We start from the raw sequence: 22,730 nt of genomic DNA, 5'->3' as shown, positions 1-22,730 counted from the left end.
TCATTGTAACGCAAGGAGAATAAACAGATGAGAACAAAAAGAATATGCATTTATAACGCACAGATTGTTTTGCCTGAGAAAGTCGTTAAAGGGTATATCCTTATTGAGGGTAATAGAATTTCAGAGGTGGCAGAAAATGATTTTCCGAGAATTAATTGTTATTCAGATATTACGATGCTTGATATTGAAGGTTGTTATGTTATGCCTGGAATGATAGATCTGCACAGTGATTCAATCGAAAAAGAGATACAACCAAGGCCAAATACCTTATTTCCTATCAATATGGCCTTCTACGAGTTGGAAAAAAAGCTTGCCGTCAGCGGTATTACAACAATGTACCATTCTCTTACCATGAGTGACGAATGGGGAGTACGAAACGTTGACATGGTTATGGAGGTTATCAATACCATTAACAAGCTCAAACAAACTCGTCCAATGATCAATCATAAAATACATCTCAGATATGAGCTGACCTTTCTAGCGGGAGTTAGTACCCTGGAAGGCCTTATTAAGGATAAGAGCATAGATTTGATATCCTATATGGACCATACTCCAGGTCAGGGCCAGTTTAAAGATGCCCAAGCGCTTAAAAACTTTACCATACAACAGCATGGCAAAAAAGAGCAGGAAGTGGATGACTTTCTAGACAAGACCTTCGAGTGTCGGGCCAAGATTGATTGGTTTAAACTTGTTGGTTTGGCTAAAACAGCCAAAAATCAAGGGATTAAATTGGCTTTTCATGACGATGATACAAGAGGGAAAATCGATACTCTGCTTGCGTGTGGAGGGACAGTCAGTGAGTTTCCTATCAATCTTGATACTGCCGTCTACGCCAGATCCCAAGGAATTAATGTCTGCGTGGGTGCTCCCAATATTATCCGCGGTAAGTCTCACAGCAATAACATGAGAGCCATCGATGCTATTTTAAACAATGCAGCAAATATTGTGTGTTCTGACTATCTTCCGAGTGCTATGCTGCCAGCAGTTTTTTGTCTGGCCAAGGAAGGGATTAATTTCACTGAAGCAGTTAAAATGGTGACACTGAACCCTGCTCAAGCATTGGGGATTGATAATGACGTCGGAACTGTAGAAGTAGGAAAATCGGCTGATCTGCTGATTGTTGAAATGCATCAGGATTATCCCATACTTCGGAAAACCTTGGTAGGTGGGAATATTGTTTTTCAAGCGGATTCCCAGGTATTAATTAACACGGAAAGAGTTAACATTGTATGTTAATCAGACAGGCCATGGAGTCTGATTTGCCAGAGGTAAGAGAGCTTCTAAAAGAGATGGATGGAGAAGACGGGATAAGTTTCTGTGAGGCTCAGGCAATATGGCGGGAAATGGCTAAATATCCGTACTATGAAGTTTACGTTGTTGAAGAAAACCGACGAATTATTGCAACCTGCACTCTGATCATCATTGACAATTTAGGGCATATGGGTGCAAAACTCGCTCTTGCAGAAAGCATGATCGTAAGTCAGGAGTATAGAGGACGCGCTATTGGAAGCAAACTGATGCAATTCGTTATGGAAAAGGCAAAAGAGGAAAACTGCTACAAGCTTATGCTCTCCAGTAACAAAAAAAGGATAGAAGCTCATAAGTTTTATGAGCAACTTGGTTTCCGGCAGCATGGAATCAGTTTTATGATTGAGGTTGGTAAAAATGATTGATTTACACGTACATACAAAAATTTCGGATAACTCCCTCAGCACTGATGAAGTTATTAGACTTGCCAAAATAAAGGGAATCACACATCTTGCCATTACGGATCATGATACCACTAAAGGTTTACAGGAAGCGGTATCTCTTGGACGGGAAATAGGGGTAGGCATCGTACCGGGGATAGAAATATCTGCCTATGATTATCAGAGAAATAAGAGAGCGCATATACTTGGCATGTATATTGAACCCGGACATCCTGCGCTGGACCTGCTTTGCACATCTCTCATCCAAAGCAGAAACCAAGCTTCCCGTGATATGGTTAGAAAGGTTATGGATGCTGGGTATGATATATCTTGGGAGGCTGTTCAGAAGTATGAAGGGGGAACCGGTGTCTATAAACAGCATATAATGCATGCTTTACTGGAAAAAGGCTATTGTGAGAGCATTTATGGTGATCTGTACAAAAAGCTTTTTCAAAGAAGGGGCACTTCTGAGCCTCAAGGAATTGCATACATTAAGCTGGAATACGTTGACGCTCAGACGGCGATTCGGACTGTCAGAGAAGCTGGAGGGATAGCCGTTCTTGCTCATCCGGGCCAGCTTAGGAATTTTGACGGGATTGATGATTGGGTGGAGTTAGGACTGGAAGGAATTGAATTATATCATCCCAGTCATAGTGAAGATGATCGGCAAATGTCCTTGGGCTATGCACAAAAACACAATCTGATCGTAACAGGCGGGTCAGACTTTCATGGCTTTTATGGAGAGAAACTGGTTGAATTGGGATGCCCTGGACTGGATGAAAGATGTATCAACGAACTGTTATCCAGGAAAAATAAGTGAAGGCCTTTGTTTCTGGGTATATTTTTTGTTTTTTGCCAGCATAGTTAAGAACTCGCTATTGCAAATATACAGTCCAGAAAGGGTTAAGTTTTATGAATGTTGAAGAAAGAGAAATGTATGACTTTGCTAACATATTAATACATTCTGCTGGGACTAAATTGAAACAAGAACATAAATGTTCTGTAATTAAAGTGAGGGAAAAAACATCTCAGATGGACCTTGTTACGGAACATGATTTACTTATTGAGAAACTATTAGTAAAGGCTATCCTGGAAAAGTACCCTGGTCATGGAATATTAGCAGAGGAATGCCAGACCTGGGCCAGTTCGGATCTTAGCGGTTATACCTGGGTAATCGATCCCATCGACGGCACCATCAATTACTACCGTTTTGGCAAGGATTACGCCATATCACTAGCCCTGTACTTAGGCGAAAAGCCGATTTTTGGCCTGGTCTTTGATGTAGCTAACGGGGTTATGTTCGCTGCAGGGCACGGTGAAGGGGCAATAATGAATGGGTATCCCTTAGATATCTTGCCTGATCGGCAGGAGAGGTTAAACAAAGCAGTTGTTGGCATTAGTTTGAGAACTATGAGAGATTTTGTGGGTATGGGTATGGATGTTTTGGGAATGTTGTCCACGGTGCAGGCGTACAGATATTTGGGGTGTGCATCCCTTGAGTTATGCAAGGTTGCCAATGGAGAATACGATCTGTTTATTTCTTCAAATGTTCATGAATGGGATGTTGCAGCAGCAAGGGTTTTTCTGGAACAACGCGGCGGAGGGTTTCTGATTCGAAGAAAAGACGATACCAGATCCCGTTGTGGAAAACTGTTAGTTGCAGCCTTCCGTTCGCCATTAATATGGGAAGAAGCTGTTGAATACCTGCCGCAAGGCCTTAGAGATAAATTTGAAGCATAACTATATGAGTCACTTCGATAACCTGTTTGCAACGCTTGAAGCCATATAAGAGTCCGGTTTAACCACACATTGAAAGCCACAAGCTTTAACCCATCCTTTAATTTCCGCAACGTACTGAGAAGTCGGACCATTGTATCCGACATCAACGTGAACTTCGATTTCGTGTGGAATATTATTTTCCTCAAAGGTTTGGCTCAATTTAAGAGCTAACTCAATGCTCATATTTGTTTCATAAAATATCTTTTGTCGTATGTTATTGATTTTTTTGATTTCAATAATTTCATAAAAATAAATGCCACCTTTTCCGACCTTGTTTGCTATTTTATGGATACCTACTGTAACAGGTACCTTCGTAATGTTCGAGTTTTGGCTATCCGTTCCCACAGCAATTACAAATTCCATATGTGGGTCCTGAGCCGAACAAGCTTTGATAATTGAAACCATTTCCTTAAAAGATACTTCTCCGTATGTCAGACTGTACATTAAGAATCTCCTTTCAAAATGAACGAATTGTCAAGGGGCCCTGAAATGCGTATTGCTATTCCATATTTACAATAAAGTCATTATATAATTTATGTGTAAATATAGGATTATATATTTGTTAACGAAGAGATAAATAAGTGGTCAGCTTAATGCAATTCGATAATTGTCATAAGCAGAGACTCGGCCGTCTGGGTAAAGGCCGAGTCTCTGCTTATATAAACATGCCTTTATCGCCAATTTCCAATCATTTTTGACAAAGCTCTAGCTTGGAATTTGGCTAAGCTGTTAAGTTATGTTATGTAAAAAAAGAGCATGTGTTACCTTCTAAAGATAACAACATGCTCTTTTTGGAGAAAGATCAGCATACAAGATATTTACAGGTTTGGTATGTTATATAATTAAGAAAGAAAATTCTTATGTTTAAGCGAATGATAAAAATAGACATAGAAATGAAGTAGGGCTTTATTGCCGTGATTATTTGATTTGCTTTGCTAAAGCTGCGGCAATGGCTGCACCGGTAAGGGAGCCTCCAGCAGACAATTTAACGGTAACCTGACTGGCTTTGCTCTCTAATGCTTCGCTTAAAGCAGTCGTCAGCTCCTGAGCATAGCCAGGCATTCCTTTATACATGGAGCCATCAATTGCTACACTGTGATGATGGTTGAGGTGTGGGTCTAGATGTCGAACAATCCCGATCAAGCTAGCCGCCAGCAGCCGGGATGAACGTTTTATAAGTAGATTAATGATGTATTTTAGAGCTAAATCCATTTCTTTTGGCACAAGGCGTGAGTGAGAATCCTCATTCAGACAAATTAAAGCCAGGTCTTTGCCGCTTATGGAATAGGGTTGGTTCCAGTCAGCTGGGGCAGGTGGGTTATTAAGTCTGCCAAGCAGCCCCCGCTGAGAAAAATCTAGGACAATCTGACGAAAAAGCTCTCCGAGATATTTGCCGGAGAGCTTTTTTTCAAATTTTTGCTCCCCTGGGTTATCGCTTAGCTGATCTAGGATTTGATCATAGGTGGTTTCTGGAGTGGCAGAGAAATTTCCGGACTCGGTGTTAACAATGATAGGAGTGGGAAATCCCGGAGCTTTTGGTTCCAGGTAGCAGGTGTTGTGCCCTGTGCCAACGATCGAGGCGATGTCTACGGTTGGGTCTTGATAGGCGGCGGTTAAAAAATTGGCCACAGTGTCGTTGATAATGGCAGCAGGTCTAACGACATTGCCAAGTCCCCGGCGCATAAGAGCTGCAGAGAGCAATTTGCCGACGTCTTCTCCGACCACCCCGGAAGTCTTAACTTCTTTGTTCCAGTTGAGGAGAACTCCTTCCTCTAACTTTTGTTGGCGATAGGGAAAAGAAAACGCAAAACCCAAGCTGAACAGCTCGGAGGTGCTAGAACTGAGCTTGAGATTCTCAGGAGAGTTATTAAGCACTTCTTGAATGATCCCTGCCATGAAATCAAAGAGCTCTTCAGCAGTCACAGTTGAAGAACGGAAATCCCGTCCAGACTCGGGTTCTGACAAAGGCCGGGCTAGTCTGTACTGCTCCTGATAATTTCCCTCTCCCTTAAGCTTGACGACAGCAGCCCGAAGATTCGAACCCCCAAAATCAAACGCCAGAAAGGTCCCTGTCTCGGAGCGGCTCGGAGCCGGAAGATAAGAAGGAAACATCTTAAGGGAGCTTACACGTCCACTTAACCCTTGCTCCATGTGCGCTTGAAAAAGGGAGGCAATCGTTAAGATCTGAGTCTGAGAGATTGACAATTTATTCTCTAGTTGTGTTAAAACTTGCTTTAGCAAACACATCCATCCTTCCTTCCTTCCTATGGACTCAACTTCCCCCGAACAATCGATGTTTCTTAGTTTTAGGACTGTATTGCTAATCAAGCAAATATACACGCGCTTCGTATGGGCGCAGAGAGAGTTCATTAATGTCTTCCACAATAATTTTTTCGTTAATGTCTGAGTAATTGGCAATCAGCAGTCTGCCGGTTTTAAAGGTGACTCTTTCGGGAAGGGTAAAAACGGCACTCTCCTCAAAGAAATTCAGAATAACCAAGAGAGTTTCTTCTTCCCAATGACGCAGATAGGAATAAATTTGGGTGTGTTTATGCAAAATCAGCCGATAATCCCCGTACACTAAGAGGGGGTATCGGCGGCGCAGATCTATAAGCTTGCGGTAATAGTGCAAGATAGAATTTTGATCTTGCTGGGCTTGCTCGACATTGATTTCCTGAAAATTAGGATTTACACTAATCCAAGGAGTTCCTTCCGTAAAGCCGGCTTGAGAACTGTCATTCCACTGCATCGGGGTGCGGGCGTTGTCCCGACCCTTTTCACAAATTACTTCCGTTAATTCCTTCAGGTCTTTGGAATTCTTCAGACCTTCTTCATACATGTTGAGAGTTTCGATGTCTCGATAATGTTCAATACATGGGAAACGGACATTTGTCATGCCGATTTCTTCCCCTTGATATATGTAAGGTGTCCCTTGGAGGGTATGAAGCAACGTCGCGAGCATCTTTGCCGACTCCACTCTGTAGGTGCTATCATTGCCAAAACGGGAAACCATGCGGGGATGGTCGTGATTGCTGAGGAAGAGGCTGTTCCAGCCGCTGTCAGCGAGTTTCTTTTGCCAGTCACTGAGGATGCGCTTAAAGTCCGAAAGTTCCCAGGCCTTTTTCTCCCATTTGCCGCTGGGTCCGTAATCTAGTTCTAATAGCTCGAAGTGAAAGAGCATATTCAGTTCATGGCGGTACTCATCGACAAAAATGCGTGCCATATCTGCGTCAACCCAACGAGTTTCCCCCACGGTCATAATATCGTATTTAGACAAAACTTTAACATACATTTCTCTGAGGTAATACCGCAAACGAGGGCCGTTAATAAAGAACTGGCCTCCCCATTGATAAGGAGAGCTGTCAACGGGTGGGGCATCAGGCAGGTTAGGGTTTTTGGCGATCATGTTGATCACATCCATGCGAAACCCATCAACCCCCTTATCAAGCCACCACTTCATCATATCGTAGATTTCGTAACGTACCGTTTTATTTTCCCAATTAAGATCGGGTTGATTTTTGGAAAAGACGTGCAAATAATACTCTCCGGTCAAGGGGTCATACTCCCAAGCGGAACCGCCGAATTCTGAGGACCAGTTATTGGGCTCTTTGCCGTCTTTGCCTGGTCGCCAAATATAGTAACTGCGGTAGGGGCTGTCTTTGCTTGAGCGAGACTCTTGAAACCAACGGTGTTGGTCTGAAGTGTGATTGACGACTAGATCCATCACTAACTTCATGCCGCGGCCATGCAGGCCATCCCGCAGTTCCTCCCAGTCAGCCATGGTACCCATTTCATCCATGATTCCCCTGTAATCACTGATATCATACCCATTATCCACATTGGGAGAATGATAGACCGGGCAGAGCCAGAGCACGTTAACCCCCAAGTACTGCAGGTAATCAAGCTTGGAGATGATTCCCTTAAGGTCTCCGGTGCCGTCCCCGTTGCTGTCTTTAAAGCTGCGGGGATAGATTTGGTAAACGACACTTTCTTTCCACCACTTTTTTTTAGGCATTAAGGCCAATCCTCCAATTGTTCTTTATTCCATGTCAGCCAGTTCCTGAAGCACTTTCCTCACTTCCACATAATTTGGCAGAAAGTAGCTGGCTTGAGATTTGTCTGTGCCAACCCGAATGGTAAAGTTTTTAGGTGCCAAAACCCCGGGCCAAGAATGCTCAAGTGCGAGAATGGAAAACAAGTCTTCATCCGTAGTATCATCCCCGATAGCCATAATAAAATCATAGTCTTGTTTTAGAGCAAGAGAGAGGCCGGTTGAGCCTTTTGTCACCTCAGAATTTCTTACTTCAATAACTTTATTGCCTTGTAGTATATGAATATCAACGTTGGAAGTGAAAGCCACCAATTCGTCCATGAGTTCTCGAGCGCAGGCGGCGCTAAGCTCTGAATTAGCTTGACGGAAGTGCCAAGCCAGAGAGAATTCCTTCTCTTCAATAAATGAACCAGGGAGTCTGTCGGTATACATTTCGAGCATCGGCATGAGCTGACGTTTCCAGGAGTTAACTAGAGGTTCGCTTAAACTCCACTGCTCTCCCCGTCTTTTAAGCCATGCTCCATGCTCCCCCACCAGTGTAATATTCAAAAAGCCCAGCCAAGTTTCAAGGATTCCACGATCCCTGCCACTAATTATAACAACTTCCGTACCCGCTTTTGCTAAATCCTTTAGAAGATCCAAAAGTTCCTGATCAGGCTTGGCTTGGTCAGGATTGTTTGTAAATGGCACCAGAGTTCCGTCATAGTCTAGAAGCAACAAGCGTTTATCGGACTGATGAAAAGCAGTGTGTAAGGCCTGTTTATGCTGGTCCAGGGGGAGGGCGAAAAATTGATCTTCCTGGATCTGCAAAAGTTCCTGAATAAAGTCACCTGACCAGCGCACAACATCATATCCTTTAAGACGATGTTGCATGACTTGGTTGCGCTTTTTCTGCTCCGTCTCAGGCATTGCTAAAGCTTGTTGTAATGCTCCAGCAATTGCTTCCAGGTTGTTGGGATTAATGATCAGAGCCTCTCCCAATTCTTTGGCGGCACCTGCCATTTCGCTCAGAATAAGTACTCCCGTTTGATCAGTCCGCGCAGCCACATATTCTTTAGCAATTAGGTTCATCCCATCTCTTAAGGGAGTAATTAAGGCGACGTCACTTTGTCGGTACATGGCCAGCAGAGAGTCAAGGGGTAAATGCTTATATTGGTAGATAATGGGCGTCCAATTCAGAGTGCCGAAGCGACCATTTATCTCGCCCACAAGTTCATCAATCTGTCGTTTCATTTGCTGGTAATGTTCAACTCCAACCCGGGAAGGAACTACGATCATGAGCAGTACTACTTGCTCACACCATTGGGGATTAGTCTCCAAAAACAATTTGTAGCCCTGGAGACGATTGCTGATGCCTTTACTGTAGTCCAGGCGGTCCACCGAAAGAATAGCCTTAAAGCCATGAAGTAATTGCTCCAGTTCCTTCAAGTTATGTCCGAACTCTGAACCAGAGGGAATTGAGTGGTATCTTTGAAAGTCAATTCCCATGGGAAAGGCATCAACTTTAACAGCATGATCCTGGGATTGGATTTGCCCAAGTTTATGTTCATGTCCTAAAATTCGAAGTGTCGATCGTAAAAAATACTGAGCATATTCCTGAGTGTGAAAGCCTATGAGATTAGCACCCAAGAGCCCGCGCAGGATTTCACTCCCCCAGGCAGCTGGCAACAGCCGATAGAGTTCATAGGATGGGAACGGAATATGCAGAAAAAAGCCAATGGGAGTGTGGGGAAGTTTCTCCCGAAGTAGGCTTGGCAGGAGCATAAGGTGGTAATCATGCACCCAAATGATATCCCCTGGCTTGATGACCTCTAACACAGCATCTCTAAAGATCTTGTTAACGTCTTGGTATTGGAACCAATAATCCTTGTCATAAACAGTATAGGTGGGGAAATAGTGAAACAAAGGCCAAATAATCTTGTTGCAAAAACCCAGATAAAATTTGTCCATAGCTTCTTCGGATAAGAATACAGGAGAAGCGCAGAGATCGCTTAAAACACTCTTTACTTCGGGTTGCATCTTGTCAGGCACAGTGATTCCAGGCCACCCTATCCAGATATATTCTATGTCTTGGGCAGAAGTGCTTTTCAAGGAATCTAAATAGGCGCTCAAGCCAGAGACAAGCCCCCCCGCGCTTTGCTCAAAGATGAGTTTGCCGTTCTGTTGAACCCCGTTTAACGGCAACCTGTTTGAAACAATGAGTAATCTCATGAATATCTCTCCTTTCTACCTTCCCTTATCTCCGTTCTAAGCTTATTTATCCTGGATTGGTCTTCATATTAAAAACAAAGAACCGCGTTAGGCGGTTCTGCAAGGTCATCAATCCATGGTTAAGTATAGTCAATAGCGTAGGCTAAGAAGATTTAATAGCGTGTTTTAAACCCTGGTAAACCTTGTAAAAATTTTTACTAAATTTTCCTAACAACTTAATGATAACATCTAAGTTGCTTGATGTCCAGCTATTATAACGGTGAGCAGGGGCCGAGTGCGTTTTTGCATGCCTTTCTGATCCATGATTAGTATCAGTCAAAATGGAAACGGAAAAAGTGGTACGACCGGGTGAAACCAGAAGTCGAAAAGTAAAGAACCCACCCTCTTGCCGAGATGAGATCGCGGTTAAGGGGGGGCTTTGCTTTATCCAAGACACCCACTTCTTACGGGTGTTCCTTATTGTACTTCGGGGTAGACTCCCTCACCGAAGTTTCGATGATCAGCTTTAGCTGAACGGGTTCACTTAGCTGATACTGCAGGAGGAGGCGTTTTGGATTTATAACGGTGAGAAGAATTAGTTGTCATTCGTCGGTTGCGTAAGTAAATCAATAGATCGGTTAATACCATTATGAAATTCAGCAGGTATAAATATACAACCGCATCGTACTGATTAAAAACTTTATGCAAAATTCCAGCAACATATCCAAGCAGGATAACAATCAGAAAAGCTAGGCTTTTACCTGCGGTGGATTGGGAGGTGTAAGACTTATAAATGGAAAGGGGCCAAGCTGCGCCAAAACAAATCAACATAATGACTTCAAAGATACTCATTATTCCTTACCTCTAATTCAAGTAGTATGTGTTCACTTTCACAACAATAGTCTAATTATACAACTTTTTTGAACTCATTAGTTTAGAATCAGAGAAGTTCTTTAATTCAGAAAAGAATGAATAGGAAGATAAAATCCAACTTGGATGGTTAAGCCTATGCGATTCTTATTTGACATGTAGTACTTATAAAGGTATAGGTTTAGGATAATCCGTGCCTTTATATTTTTCATAATAATCAGGTTTGATTGAATAATGGTTTTACAGGTTATTCTGAATTGAACAGCGAAGTAATATATAAACATTACGACTTGAAGCAGTTTTTTGGGGAGAAGGTGTATCGTTTGATCAACGCACAAATGCGGAGTGCGAGAGAATTTCTTAATCGTTTATCCATAAGCTCAGGGGTTTCAGGTCACGAAGTCTCGATTGCTTCTTTGGTTATGGAGCGTTTCAAATCGTTAGCTGATGAAGTGCAATGCGACTCATTTGGCAATGTATATACTCTTAAAAGAGGGGAAAGTAAACCTAATAAAAAAATAATGATAACCGCGCATATAGATGAGATTGGTCTGATCGTAACAAAGATCGATCCCCGTGGTTTTCTGCGCTTCACCTCCATCGGCGGGGTAGACCAGCGAACCCTCTTGTCCCAAGAAGTACTTATTCATGGGCACAGGACTATCCCTGGTATCATCGGCTTCTTGCCTCCACACCTATTAGAAAGTCTGGCATCGGATCAAGCTGTTAGGATGGAAGATATGACAATTGATGTCGGACTTTCACCCACAAAGCTTAATAAGGTTATTCAAGTAGGGGATATCATTACCCTCAGGCGAGAAACATATCCTTTACTTAATAACGTGATAGCGGGGAAAGCCTTTGATGATCGCGCCGGGGTCGTGGTCATGTTGGTTTGTCTGGAAGAGCTCTCCCGTCTGCATCACGTCCACGATGTGATTGCAGTAGCGACAACCCAGGAGGAAGTAGGAATTAGAGGAGCTATTACCAGTACCTATACGCTAAATCCGGATTTAGCAGTGGCGATAGATGTTACTCACGCCAGTACTCCAGATACAAAGGGCCAAGTCACCATTGACTTAGGTAAGGGGCCGGCAGTGGCTCTCGGGCCCAATATTCATCCCGCCATCTATCGTCGGCTCACAGAAACTGCTCGAGAACATCGTTTACCCATTCAGATAGAACCAATTCCTGGACATTCCGGAACGGACGCTTGGGTTATTCAAGTAAGCCAAGCGGGGATTCCTACGGGGCTGATTTCAATTCCCTTGCGGTATATGCATACCTCAGTGGAAACTCTCGATATGCAAGATATAGTTAACTCTGGAAAACTGCTGGCCCACTTTATAGCCTCCTTACCGGACGATCTGGAGGGATTGTTATGTTATTAAAGAGCTTAAGTGAATTAAATGGTACTTCTGGCGCTGAAAGCCAGGTGCGCAATTTTTTGCGTCAACACATTGAACCCTTTGTTGACTCCGTTAACATCGATAAAATGGGAAATTTGATTGCGGTGAAAAACGGACATCTTACTGGTCCAAAGGTTATGATTGCGGCTCATATGGACGAAGTCGCGCTGATGATCATCGATATAACCAGTGACGGTTTCCTCAAATTTCGGCCTGTCGGGGGAATTGATGCCCGAATTCTTGTAGCCAAACCCGTACTAATTAACGAATCCCTAACAGGGGTCATCGGGGCCAAAGCAATCCATTTACAAAAACGTTCTGAACGTCAAAAGGCTTTGACCTTTGACCAACTTTATATTGATATCGGGGCTAAGTCTAAAGATGACGTCACTGGCAAGGTGAAACTGGGTGATTACGCTTACTTCATGACGAAATGCGAACCTTTTGGGGAGGGTCTTTACAAGGGGAAGGCCTTTGATGCTCGGGCAGGGTGTGCCATCTTGGCAGAACTGCTGAAAGGAGACAGCGATTTTCCTTTTGTTGCAGGGTTTACAGTGCAAGAGGAGGCAGGCCTCAGAGGCGCTAAAGTTGCTGCTTATCACCTTGCTCCGGATTTTGCCATTGTTATTGAGGGAACAGTAGCTGCCGATGTGTCTGATCGCGAAGAAGAGGGATGGGTTACCGAGTTGGGTAAAGGCCCTGCTTGCTCACTCATGGATAAGGCAACCCTCTATAGCCCCAAACTTATCCGATGGGTAACGGACGTCGCTGGTCAAAAGGGAATTCCTTTACAGTTTCGGCGCGGAAGCAGCGGGGCAAATGACGCCGGTCCTATTCATGTCAGCAAAGCCGGAATCCCTACGATTGTTTTAAGCGTACCGTGTCGCTACATTCATTCTTTTGCCTCGGTGATTTCAGAAAAGGACTATACAGCTTGTCTTAACCTCGTTTATGAACTATTAAAAGGATTTTCCGCCTATGCTGAGGGTTATCGTGATTGATAAGGAGGATAAAGGTGATAAATTTGGACTATAGCACGCTCGGACACTTAACCCAGATATTTGGCCCATCAGGTTCCGAAGAGCTGGTCGCCAAATATATATCCACACAGTTGCGGCCTTATTGTGATGAACTAAAGACAGACACTTTAGGAAATCTCATCGTCACGCGTCATGGAACCGGTAAAAAAATCATGGTTGCTGCTCATATGGATGAAATCGGCTTGATGATCACCCATATCGATCAAGAGGGGTTCTTGCGTTTTACCCCCCTCGGTGGAGTGCGCATCCCTAACTTAGTTGGACAGAGAGTTGAGTTGAGCAGGGGCAGAGTAGGAACAGTCGGAGTTGAAAAGTTAGATAAGCCGAGGGATTTCAAACTTGATAAACTCTATCTGGATATTGGCGCATCTTCGCGGGAAGAAGCGGAACAGATTGCTCACATAGGAGAAACGGCAGTTTTTATGGGAGACTTCGTGGAATCCGGATCTAGAATTATAGCCAAGGCCCTTGATGACCGGATTGGTTGTTTTATAGCAATGGAAGCCTTCAAACGCGCCAAGTCCCCCCATGAATTGGCGTTTGTTTTTACGGCGCAAGAAGAAATTGGGACTCGCGGTGCCAAAACGGCTGCCTATGCTCTTGAACCTGACTTAGCAATTGCTGTGGATGTCACAGCTACCGGAGATACCCCTAAAGCACATACTATGTCTGTTAAGTTAGGAAGTGGTGTGGGGATCAAAGTCCTCGACCGTTCTATGATCACCTCTCCTCAAATTAAGCGTTGGATGGCAGCGGTTGCCACTGAACGAAACATTCCCTTCCAGTGGGAGGTTTTAGAGTATGGGGGGACAGATTCCGGAGCTATTCATTTGTCCAGGGGAGGAGTACCTTCAGGAGTGTTATCAATACCGACTCGATATGTTCACAGCCCGGCTGAAATGATTGACAAACGAGATGTTGAAGCTGCTGTGGATTTGCTTGTGGCGCTGTTAGAGAGCGCTGCAGAATTATAGAAGAGAGACTCATGGGCGCCTGCAAGGGGCTTCTCGTTTTGACGACGTGAAGTCCTTGTTTTAGGCAAGGATGTCCTTGAAGTTCGCTGAGGGATTGCAAATTATGAAAAGCATATTGAATTTCGAGCTTGTGACATATATATTATTAGCTAGATATATACTTTTAGCCATATAGGCAGAGAGGATGAAACTATGGATGAAACCGCAGAGGGAAAATATAGAATCAGTGGGAGAAAACCAGTTCAAGGGAAGTGAGGTTAAGCTAGATCAAGTAAGTAAACAATATACCCAGGGCAAGGAACAAGTAGTTGCTCTGGATAAAGTGAGTATAGAGGTCAAAGCGGGAGAATTCCTAGCCATTATGGGGACAAGCGGGTCCGGCAAGTCCACACTATTAAATTTATTGGCCGGCTTAGATAAGCCAAGTCAAGGGGATATTTACCTCAACAAGCGGAGGATTTCCGACTGGAAGGATAATCAGCTCACTTTGTTTCGTCGCCAGGAAATCGGTTTTATCTTCCAGTTGTTCAATCTAATCCCCACCCTAAGTGCCGAAGAGAATGCAGCTTTGCCTTTACTGATGGCCGGCCAGCCCCCCTCAGTTTGGCAGCCTAAAGTGAGTGACTGGCTGAAGCGGGTGGGTCTTGAAAGCCGACGTAAACACTATCCAGCAGAATTATCAGGGGGCCAAATGCAAAGGATAGCCATCATACGGGCTCTCATTCACCAACCTTCTCTTATTTTGGCGGATGAACCTACGGGTAACCTGGATTCCAAAACCGGGGATCAGATGCTCTTTATATTAAAAGAAATTACTGAAGATCTGGGCGTCACAGTCATTATGGTCACCCATGATCCCATGGTTGCTGCGTACGGTCACTCTCTGATCAGCCTGAAAGACGGACGAATTCTAGATTTGACGGCGAGGTGAGAGAGTTGTTAAGTATAAAGTTAGCTCTAGCCTATTTTCGCCGTCGAAAACTGCGGGCAATTTTAAATACGCTGAGTGTGGCGGTAGCGATAGCGGCGTTGGTGGCTTTGCAAGGGTTGAATACTAGTATCGATTATGCGAGGGGAGAGTTTGCTAGTTTACTGGGGGGAAATGCCCACTTGGAGGTGAAAGCCCCTCAGGGTGGCATGAGGGATACTTTACTAGCTAAAGTCCAAAACACGACAGGGGTACAAGTAGCAGTTCCTTTCGTGCAGAGCTCTGTGCAAGTCAAAGGATTGCCGGGATTTACCACGCTGATGGGCATTGTGCCCGGAGAAGATGCAGCAATCCGTACCTATCGGATAAATCAAGGCCGCATGCCAGCACAGGATCACAGAGAAATCGCTGTACCGAAGGAATTGTTACGGGGAAAGCCGGTAAAAGTCGGGGATATCTGGCAGATCCAGACTATGCTGGGAATGCAGGATTTTACCCTGGTCGGAATCTTGGAAGACAGCGGAGTGGCCCAGACCAATGGCGGTGTCGTGGTCTTTATGCCCTTGACAACGGCTCAGAAGGCTTTCGAGCTGGAGGGCAAATTATCCTACATTAGCATTCTCCTGCAGAACCCGGACAATGTATTGGTGGTACAAAAAGCCTTACAGGAAAGCTTGGGTAATAGGGTAGAAGTGCTTACGCCCATGGGACGAGACGGGAATATAGACAAAATGTTGGGTTTCACTAAAAGCCTTAATAATGTCTATGGGTTCATGGGCTTGTTCCTAGCTTTGTATGTCATGTATAATTCGATGAGAGTTGCGGTATCCGAACAAGGTCGTCAACTTGGAATCCTGCGTGCCTTGGGTTGGCGAAGCTGGGAAATCCATAAATTAATCATAGCCCAGTCAATAATAATCGGTGTAATTGGCAGTTCCCTGGGGCTCCTCTTAGGGACATATTTGGCTCAAGGTTTGCTCAGCACTGTGAGCGATACTTTGAGCCAAGTGTTTAAGGTGTCTATTCCCCGCATTCGTTTTACGATGCCTGATTACGCCATGATATGGCTGACGGGCGTGCTGTCATGCCTTCTCTCTGCTTGGCTACCTGCTTGGAAGGCTGCCAATATCCCGCCCATCGAGGCCCTGAACAGCCGATATTCTAAAATCGAACTCGGTTACCCTCGCTGGCGGATGGTAGTCGGTACTATTCTAATTCTTTCGTCATGGTTGATTCTAGTCTTCGTAAATAACATGTCCTTATTATTTCAAGCTGCGTTAATCGGTATAGTGACAGGAGCAGCCGTTTTGATGCCACCTTTTTTAATTTTAGTTTTAGAGAAGTTAGAACCTATGGCTGAAACAATGTTTGGCTTGACTGGACGCCTGGGGCTAAGCTCCTTTCGGCGCACTCCAAGACGTTCAGTGGTTACTGGAATGCCCATACTTCTTGGTTTGGCTATAGCTTTTGGCTTCTTAGGAATCCTCGCCAGTGTTAATCTGACCTTTGGCAACTGGGTTAACACCTTAATTTCGTCAGACATTGTGATTACCCAGGGATTACAGACTTTCTCCAGTAATCAAGTAGGTTTACCTGAAGCGTTGTTGGAACGGGTCCGTAAGGTAGACGGGGTAAGAGTCGCTGCCGGATTACGTACCACGGGTATTCAATGGCAGGGCAATCCCCTCGATCTTCAAATCTACGATGTCCTAAATAGTCGTCAATTAGCCACTCCCCATGTGCTTGAGCCGGGGAAGGATGAAGCTTGGGACGCCATCAAACAAGAAGGTAATATATGGATTTCCGAATCAATGGCTTTGAAATACGGCGTGCACAGAGGAGAAAAACTGGAAATTCCTACCCCTGATGGAAACTTTGAGTTTCCGGTTGTTGCCATTATCAAGGATTTTTATAGCTATAATGGCAGTGTGTACATGAACCGCCAAGACTATCTTCGCTATTGGGGTGACCACTCAATTGATCATATCTACTTAACCCTGGAACCAGGCGTATCACCAGCCTTGGTGCGGGATCGGTTGGAGGCAGATTTGCAAAATGACTTCCGGGTGCAGGTAGCCTTGGCTTCTGATTTTCGGGACAGTATGATCAAGTTGAACAGGAGTATATGCGATATTTTCAACTTGGTAATTATTGTAATAGTCCTTGTGGCAGCGGTTGGGACTGCCAATTCTATGCTGATTTCTGTACTGGAGCGGGTCCGAGAAATAGGTACTCTTCGTTCTGTAGGACTGACACGTGGACAAATCAGAGGAGTGTTGTTAATTGAAGTGGGGTCTTTGTTTATAGCTGGAATAGTCCTAGCCATTCCGGTGGCCGCCGGTATTCAGATTGGAGGGACCATATTCGATAAAAACGTCAATGGTTGGGTCTTGGATGTATCGATTCCCTGGGCCAGAAACATTGGCGTTGCCATCGTCATGGCTTTAGTCGTTGGTCTGAGTACAGTGTACCCAGCTTGGTTAGCCTCCAAGGTTGATCCAGTCAAAGCGTTGCGTTCAGAGTAAATAATTATGATTGGTTAAACTTATATAAAGAAAACTTGGCTGGCGCCCACACACACACACACGAAGACACTGTCTTCGCACGAATTAGCCTTCTTGCAGACACTGTCTTCCCACGTATTAACTTAGCGGAGAAGAAAAGCGAAGGCGACCACCTTAGTTGCACTTATACCACGTATACTTTCCAATCGGTACATAAAAGAATAAACAGAATAAGGAGAGTAGTTAGTCATGCCGGTTAAACACGCCATCTTAGGTATTTTAAAAGAAGCCCCACGTCATGGATATGAACTAAAAAGTATTTTTGATGCGCGAATAGGGAACTTCTGGAACCTTAATTACGGACAAATCTACACCACACTAGACAGGCTGGATAAAGAAGGACTCGTTAGCGGAACTGAAGAAGAGCAAAGTTTTCGGCCAGACAAGAAAGTGTACGATATTAGCCCGCAAGGGGTCCGGGAGTTAGAGCGTTGGCTCCAAGAACCGGCTACCAAACCAAGGGCTCTACGAGATGAACTCTTTATAAAACTAGTGTTCATTAGCAGGGAGAATCCGGAGCTTGCGCTCCAACTCCTTGAACGACAGACACAAATATACATGGAACAAATGAGAGAACTGACAGAAACTAAGTACCGCCTGAGCAAAGGCGGGATTAACAGGGAGAATATGATGACTGATCTTCTCACGGATGCGGCATTGTATCACGCGGAAGCCGATGTGCGGTGGTTGAGCCATGTAGAAGCCAAGATCCTTGAGTATGCCAAGACGTAGGAGTTCCTTTTGCCTGAGTTTCCTTCGGTCCCCTTATCCATTTGGAGAAGGGGACCGAAGGTTTTTTCATTGACAGGATCTTAAAATACTAGTGTTCCTAGAGACTGGGATTTGTTGACAGCTGACGCTTTAAAGTTGTTTTTTCGCGTATTATGCGGAGATATAGTATTAAATTAAGGTTATTTGGCAATTTATGCAAATTGATAGATAATTTTACAAGTTATAAAATTATCTATCAATTGAAGTTGATTTTCTCCAAGTATATACTAATAGCGATATATATACTTTTAGCTATTGTAATATCCTTTTAGCCACGGAGTTTGGGGAGTGTCGAAACGTGCTTCATAAGGGCTAGTTTATCAATAAATCAGTGCCGAGACTGATATTAACAAGGAGTTATATCAGTTTTAAGGTAGGTATTTAAGGAAGGAGGGAATAAGGTTACAACTTACATCTCGAAAGGAAGTGAACTGGCACTAAAGCTGAGTGAAAGGAGAGAATAAAATGTCAGATAATTTTGCTGCAGTGGGACTGTTACTGGCGTTTGCAGTGGTTTTACCGATCGTAGTGATGACTATTGTGCATCTGCTGGCACCCCATAAGCCGCATAAGGAAAAATTAACAACCTATGAATGCGGTAATCTGCCAATTGGTAAGGCCTGGATTGGATTCAAAAGTAACTACTTTCTTTATGCTATTGTCTTTGCCGCCTTTAGTGTAGAAACAATCTTTTTGTATCCTTGGGCATTGACGTTCCGTAAACTAGGGACCTTTGCTTTTGTGGAGATGTTTGTCTTCATGATTATTCTCATCGTCGGTTTTTGGTACGCTTGGAGGGAAGGTGCTTTGGAGTGGATGTAAAAAGGGAGATGGAGCTGCGCGATGCTGAGGCTATGGAAGAAAAAAATATTTTGCTTACCAGCATAGAAAAGTTCTTGAACTGGGGCCGAGTACATTCTTTTTGGCCTAATTCATTCGGTCTGGCTTGTTGTGCCATTGAGATGGCATCAACAGGAAATCCCCGTTATGACTTATCTCGTTTCGGGTATGAGGTGTTCCAAGCTTCGCCGAGACAAGCTGATTTAATGATTGTGGCAGGAACTTTGACGAGGAAAATGGCACCGGTAGCACGGCGTATCTATGATCAAATGCCGGATCCTAAATGGGCTATTGCCATGGGCAATTGTGCCTGCTCAGGGGGTCCGTTTGCAGACTCCTATGCTGTGGTACCGGGGGCGGATAGCATAATTCCGATTGACGTCTATATACCAGGATGCCCACCCAGGCCGGAATCTTTGATTTTTGGGATGTTACAACTTAAACAGAAGATCCAAAATCCTGCTAAGGCGAGGTTAATTAATTATGGTAAGTGATATTTTGAGAGTCCGAGTGAGCGAATTAGCTGCCAGGTTTAACGGAGAAGTTGAAGAGAACCTGGGCGAGCTTGAATTAACTGTTGATGGCCGATATATATTAGAAGCTTTAACTGATGCTAAGAACTTTGCAGATGTCCCATGTGATTTTTTGCATGACCTATGTGGAATGGATCTGGGGGATTACCTTGAGGTTGTTTACCAATTATCCAGTCTTCGCGGTCCCCAGCGTTTACGTATTATAGCCAGAGTTGAGCGGGATAATCCGGCGATTAACTCAGTTACTCAGATCTGGAAGGGGTCAGACTTTTTAGAGCGTGAAGCCTTCGATATGTTCGGCTTGCAATTCAGAGGACATCCAAATTTGAAACGTATCTATATGTGGGATGATTTTGAAGGATACCCAATGCGGAAGGATTATGTGATTGAGAGTCATGAACAACGTGCTGTTATGAGAGTAAGAAAAGAAGGGGAATAGGTGGGGAAACTATGATGATCGAAGGAACTCAAGAGTACTCCTTAAACATGGGACCCCAACACCCGAGTACGCATGGCGTGTTTCGCATGGTGGTCCATTTAGATGGAGAGGTTGTTACTAAAGTTGAACCCAAAATCGGCTATCTCCATCGTGGTCTGGAAAAAATGGCAGAAAGCCGAACTTATACTCAGTTTATTCCGTACACAGACCGCTTAGATTATCTGGCAGGTCCGCATAACAGTCTTGGTTACGTCCAAGCAGTTGAGAAATTGATGGATACAGAGGTGCCTGAGCGTGCTGAGTACCTCCGCATCATCTTTGCAGAATTAGGGCGGATTGCCAGTCATTTGGTTATGATCGCCAGTGGATCTTTAGATATTAGCGGTTGGACTCCCTGGAGTTATTGTTTCCGTGACCGCGAACGGATTCTCGACCTGTTTGAAATGACGGCGGGCAATCGTATGACTCCCAATTACTTCCGAATCGGCGGGGTCAGTCAAGATGTTCCGGAGGAGTTTATGCCTGCCCTTAAGAGTTTTCTAGAGGATATGCCTGAGATGATTGAGGAGTACTATGGTATCTTTTTCGGGAATGAGATTGCTCAATCACGCATGAAAAGTGTTGGGATTCTTCCTAAGGAATTGGCAGAAAATCTGCTGATAACGGGAGCCAATCTACGGGCTTCTGGAGTACAGTATGACGTGCGTAAGGCCGAGCCTTACGGTATTTACGACAGGTTTGATTTTCAGATCCCGGTGTTGTATGGATGCGATACCTATGACCGGCACTTTATTCGACTGCTGGAGATCCAAGAGAGTAAAAAGATTATCGAACAGGCTTACAAAGACATCCCGGCAGGCCCTGTGATGACGAAGGTTCCTAAGGTGCTTAAGCCGCCGGTCGGCAAAGTTTATCACCGAGTTGAGAACCCTAAGGGAGAAATGGGTTGGTACATTGTTAGTAATGGGTCGACGAAACCGGCTCGAGTTCGGATTCGTACCGGGGCATTTGTTAACGTTCAAATGCTGCCTGAGATAGTTAAAGGGTGGAAGATGCAAGATCTTGTGACTATTTTCGCATCTATGGATCTTGTTTTAGGGGAAGTGGATAAGTAAGAACTTTTCATGAGGGGAGAAGAAGATGGACGCTTTAAACAATCTGTTTGTAAATATTGCGGCCGCCATCCGTGGACTTTTTGCCGATTCCCACTCGTTTGGAGCTGACTTGAGCATTAATATTATCGTATTTATTATGCTCTTTTTGATTATGGTCGTTGCAGCTTTGTTTCTTAGTTTGGTGGAACGCAAATTTGCCCACTGGGTATCACAGAGATCAGGTCCCAATAGACTTGGGCCACACGGCTGGTTCCAATTTATCGCTGATGCGGTGAAAATGTTGGGTAAGGAAGATATTACCCCTGCCAATGTGGATAAATTCCTCTTTAAAATGGCTCCCATGATGCTAGTAGGTGTTACCTTGATGGTATTTGGTGTCATTCCTTTTGGTGAAGAAATGGTCGCCATCGACCTTGACCTGGGTATACTTTACTTTTTTGCAGTTTCTTCATTAACAACCTTGGGAATCTTAATGGCCGGATGGGCATCCAATAATAAATACTCTTTGCTAGGGGGACTGCGGGCAGTAGCCCAAATGATCAGTTACGAAATACCCTTGATCTTTTCGTTACTAGGGGTAGTCATGATTACTCAGACCTTTAATTTATCAGCCATTATTGAAGCTCAGAAAACCATTCCTTTTATTTTCCTGCAACCTTTAGCTTTTCTAATTTTCCTGATAGCTGGGATTGCGGAAACTAATCGGGCTCCTTTTGATCATGTCCAAGGAGAACAAGAGATCGTCGCCGGACCGTTCACGGAATACTCCGGGCTTAGGTGGGGATTGTTCATGCTGGCCGAATACGGTAATGTGGTCGCCACATCGGCAATCGCTGTTACGATGTTCCTGGGTGGTTGGTACGGCCCTGAATTCCTGCCCGGGTGGTTATGGTTTATTCTCAAGATCTGGTTAGTAATTTTCTTAATGATGTGGGTTCGGTGGACCTTTGTCCGGATGAGAATCGATCATCTTATGCATTTTGCCTGGAAGATCTTACTTCCCTTAGCGTTAGTCAATATCTTCTTAACAGGTCTGGGCATTTATGTTTACGATTTATTCATTGTGCGGATTGGAGGGTAAAAGAGTGTTTGGTAAAGGTTTATTAAAAGGCTTGAGTATTACAATTAAACGTCTCTACGGACCTAATCTTACAGAATATTATCCTGAAGTAAAGCCGATTCTTCCTTCTCGTACACGGAGTTCTATGGTTCTTGAACCCGAAAAGTGTATTTCATGCGGACTTTGTGTCAACGCTTGTCCGAATCAGGTTATTATTCTAACCAGCGAAAAGGATGATAAAAATAAGAAAGTATTAAAGACTTACAATATGAACATGGGCCGTTGCCTGTTGTGCGGGTTGTGTACGGAAGCCTGCCCAACCAAAGCCCTTAAACTCTGCCAAGTCTATGAAAATGCGGTCTACCATCGCGAAGAATTACTTTGGGATATGATGGCGCGTTCCAAACAAGCGAAGATATCAAGTGGGAAGGAGGAGTGAGGGTGAGCACAATCGTATTCTTTATTTTTGCGATTCTGTC

21 protein-coding genes are annotated in these 22,730 nt (G+C 44.2%); 16 read left to right on the top strand and 5 right to left on the bottom strand.

Annotation, left to right across the window (positions count from 1 at the left end; genetic code table 11):
• Positions 1-27: 27 nt before the first annotated feature.
• The 4 genes from LJE72_RS07900 to LJE72_RS07885 all read left to right on the top strand — a co-directional run bounded on the left by LJE72_RS07900 (position 28) and on the right by LJE72_RS07885 (position 3,428).
• The gene (locus LJE72_RS07900; RefSeq protein ID WP_229247073.1) at positions 28-1,236 is read left to right on the top strand and encodes an alpha-D-ribose 1-methylphosphonate 5-triphosphate diphosphatase; all 1,209 of its coding nucleotides are present in this window, start codon (positions 28-30) and stop codon (positions 1,234-1,236) included.
• Positions 1,230-1,673, top strand: a complete 444-nt coding sequence (locus LJE72_RS07895) for a GNAT family N-acetyltransferase (protein WP_229247072.1) — start codon at positions 1,230-1,232, stop codon at positions 1,671-1,673. Before LJE72_RS07900 ends, LJE72_RS07895 begins: the two co-directional genes overlap by 7 nt.
• Complete coding sequence (locus LJE72_RS07890) at positions 1,666-2,508, top strand: PHP domain-containing protein (protein WP_229247071.1); 843 nt, start codon at positions 1,666-1,668, stop codon at positions 2,506-2,508. Before LJE72_RS07895 ends, LJE72_RS07890 begins: the two co-directional genes overlap by 8 nt.
• Before the next feature lie 92 nt (positions 2,509-2,600).
• Entirely contained in the window at positions 2,601-3,428 is an 828-nt protein-coding gene (locus LJE72_RS07885) for an inositol monophosphatase family protein (RefSeq protein ID WP_229247070.1), read from the top strand.
• A 9-nt stretch (positions 3,429-3,437) separates the two neighbouring features.
• Here the strand turns inward: LJE72_RS07885 and LJE72_RS07880 are convergent, their stop codons facing one another.
• From LJE72_RS07880 to LJE72_RS07860, 5 genes are all read right to left on the bottom strand, one after another.
• Positions 3,438-3,911 (bottom strand): ribonuclease H-like YkuK family protein, encoded by a 474-nt coding sequence (locus LJE72_RS07880; RefSeq protein ID WP_229247069.1) that lies wholly within the window; start codon positions 3,909-3,911, stop codon positions 3,438-3,440.
• Positions 3,912-4,385: 474 nt separating this feature from the next.
• Positions 4,386-5,708: a hexokinase family protein gene (locus LJE72_RS07875; RefSeq protein WP_229247068.1), complete on the bottom strand. Its 1,323-nt coding sequence runs from the start codon at positions 5,706-5,708 to the stop codon at positions 4,386-4,388.
• Positions 5,709-5,787: 79 nt separating this feature from the next.
• Positions 5,788-7,482 carry a glycoside hydrolase family 13 protein gene (locus tag LJE72_RS07870; protein ID WP_229247067.1) on the bottom strand — a complete coding sequence of 565 codons (1,695 nt, stop codon included), beginning with the start codon at positions 7,480-7,482 and terminating at the stop codon, positions 5,788-5,790.
• Between the two features lie 24 nt (positions 7,483-7,506).
• Positions 7,507-9,729: a bifunctional alpha,alpha-trehalose-phosphate synthase (UDP-forming)/trehalose-phosphatase gene (locus LJE72_RS07865; protein ID WP_229247066.1), complete on the bottom strand. Its 2,223-nt coding sequence runs from the start codon at positions 9,727-9,729 to the stop codon at positions 7,507-7,509.
• Positions 9,730-10,248: 519 nt separating this feature from the next.
• Complete coding sequence (locus LJE72_RS07860; protein ID WP_229247065.1) at positions 10,249-10,560, bottom strand: hypothetical protein; 312 nt, start codon at positions 10,558-10,560, stop codon at positions 10,249-10,251.
• A gap of 341 nt (positions 10,561-10,901) precedes the next feature.
• Here LJE72_RS07860 and LJE72_RS07855 point away from each other — a divergent pair, with 341 nt between their 5' ends.
• The 12 genes from LJE72_RS07855 (at position 10,902) to LJE72_RS07800 (ending at position 22,690) form a co-directional block, all read left to right on the top strand.
• Positions 10,902-11,969, top strand: coding sequence for a M42 family metallopeptidase (locus LJE72_RS07855; protein ID WP_229247064.1), 1,068 nt, complete (start codon positions 10,902-10,904; stop codon positions 11,967-11,969).
• Positions 11,960-12,988 carry a M42 family metallopeptidase gene (locus LJE72_RS07850; protein ID WP_229247063.1) on the top strand — a complete coding sequence of 343 codons (1,029 nt, stop codon included), beginning with the start codon at positions 11,960-11,962 and terminating at the stop codon, positions 12,986-12,988. Before LJE72_RS07855 ends, LJE72_RS07850 begins: the two co-directional genes overlap by 10 nt.
• 14 nt (positions 12,989-13,002) lie before the next feature.
• Positions 13,003-14,001: a M20/M25/M40 family metallo-hydrolase gene (locus LJE72_RS07845; RefSeq protein WP_396390658.1), complete on the top strand. Its 999-nt coding sequence runs from the start codon at positions 13,003-13,005 to the stop codon at positions 13,999-14,001.
• A gap of 196 nt (positions 14,002-14,197) precedes the next feature.
• Complete coding sequence (locus LJE72_RS07840) at positions 14,198-14,932, top strand: ABC transporter ATP-binding protein (protein WP_229247062.1); 735 nt, start codon at positions 14,198-14,200, stop codon at positions 14,930-14,932.
• Positions 14,929-17,454, top strand: coding sequence for an ABC transporter permease (locus LJE72_RS07835; protein WP_229247061.1), 2,526 nt, complete (start codon positions 14,929-14,931; stop codon positions 17,452-17,454). The genes LJE72_RS07840 and LJE72_RS07835 overlap by 4 nt, the downstream gene beginning before the upstream one ends.
• Positions 17,455-17,682: 228 nt before the next feature.
• Entirely contained in the window at positions 17,683-18,225 is a 543-nt protein-coding gene (locus tag LJE72_RS07830) for a PadR family transcriptional regulator (RefSeq protein WP_229247060.1), read from the top strand.
• A 504-nt stretch (positions 18,226-18,729) separates the two neighbouring features.
• Positions 18,730-19,086, top strand: a complete 357-nt coding sequence (locus LJE72_RS07825; protein WP_229247059.1) for an NADH-quinone oxidoreductase subunit A — start codon at positions 18,730-18,732, stop codon at positions 19,084-19,086.
• Complete coding sequence (locus LJE72_RS07820; protein WP_229247058.1) at positions 19,077-19,598, top strand: NADH-quinone oxidoreductase subunit B; 522 nt, start codon at positions 19,077-19,079, stop codon at positions 19,596-19,598. Before LJE72_RS07825 ends, LJE72_RS07820 begins: the two co-directional genes overlap by 10 nt.
• On the top strand, positions 19,588-20,076 hold the full coding sequence (locus tag LJE72_RS07815; RefSeq protein WP_229247057.1) for an NADH-quinone oxidoreductase subunit C: 489 nt from the start codon (positions 19,588-19,590) through the stop codon (positions 20,074-20,076). Before LJE72_RS07820 ends, LJE72_RS07815 begins: the two co-directional genes overlap by 11 nt.
• Positions 20,077-20,087: 11 nt before the next feature.
• On the top strand, positions 20,088-21,191 hold the full coding sequence (locus tag LJE72_RS07810; protein WP_282437869.1) for an NADH-quinone oxidoreductase subunit D: 1,104 nt from the start codon (positions 20,088-20,090) through the stop codon (positions 21,189-21,191).
• Positions 21,192-21,216: 25 nt separating this feature from the next.
• On the top strand, positions 21,217-22,272 hold the full coding sequence (gene nuoH, locus LJE72_RS07805) for an NADH-quinone oxidoreductase subunit NuoH (RefSeq protein WP_073033060.1): 1,056 nt from the start codon (positions 21,217-21,219) through the stop codon (positions 22,270-22,272).
• A gap of 4 nt (positions 22,273-22,276) precedes the next feature.
• Positions 22,277-22,690: a NuoI/complex I 23 kDa subunit family protein gene (locus LJE72_RS07800; RefSeq protein ID WP_229247056.1), complete on the top strand. Its 414-nt coding sequence runs from the start codon at positions 22,277-22,279 to the stop codon at positions 22,688-22,690.
• Positions 22,691-22,730: the final 40 nt, after the last annotated feature.

The organism is Desulfosporosinus shakirovi (assembly GCF_020595055.1).
Lineage (GTDB): Bacteria > Bacillota > Desulfitobacteriia > Desulfitobacteriales > Desulfitobacteriaceae > Desulfosporosinus > Desulfosporosinus shakirovi.
Note: the sequence above shows the minus strand (reverse complement) of the source record. Positions and strands in the feature narration are given on the sequence as shown.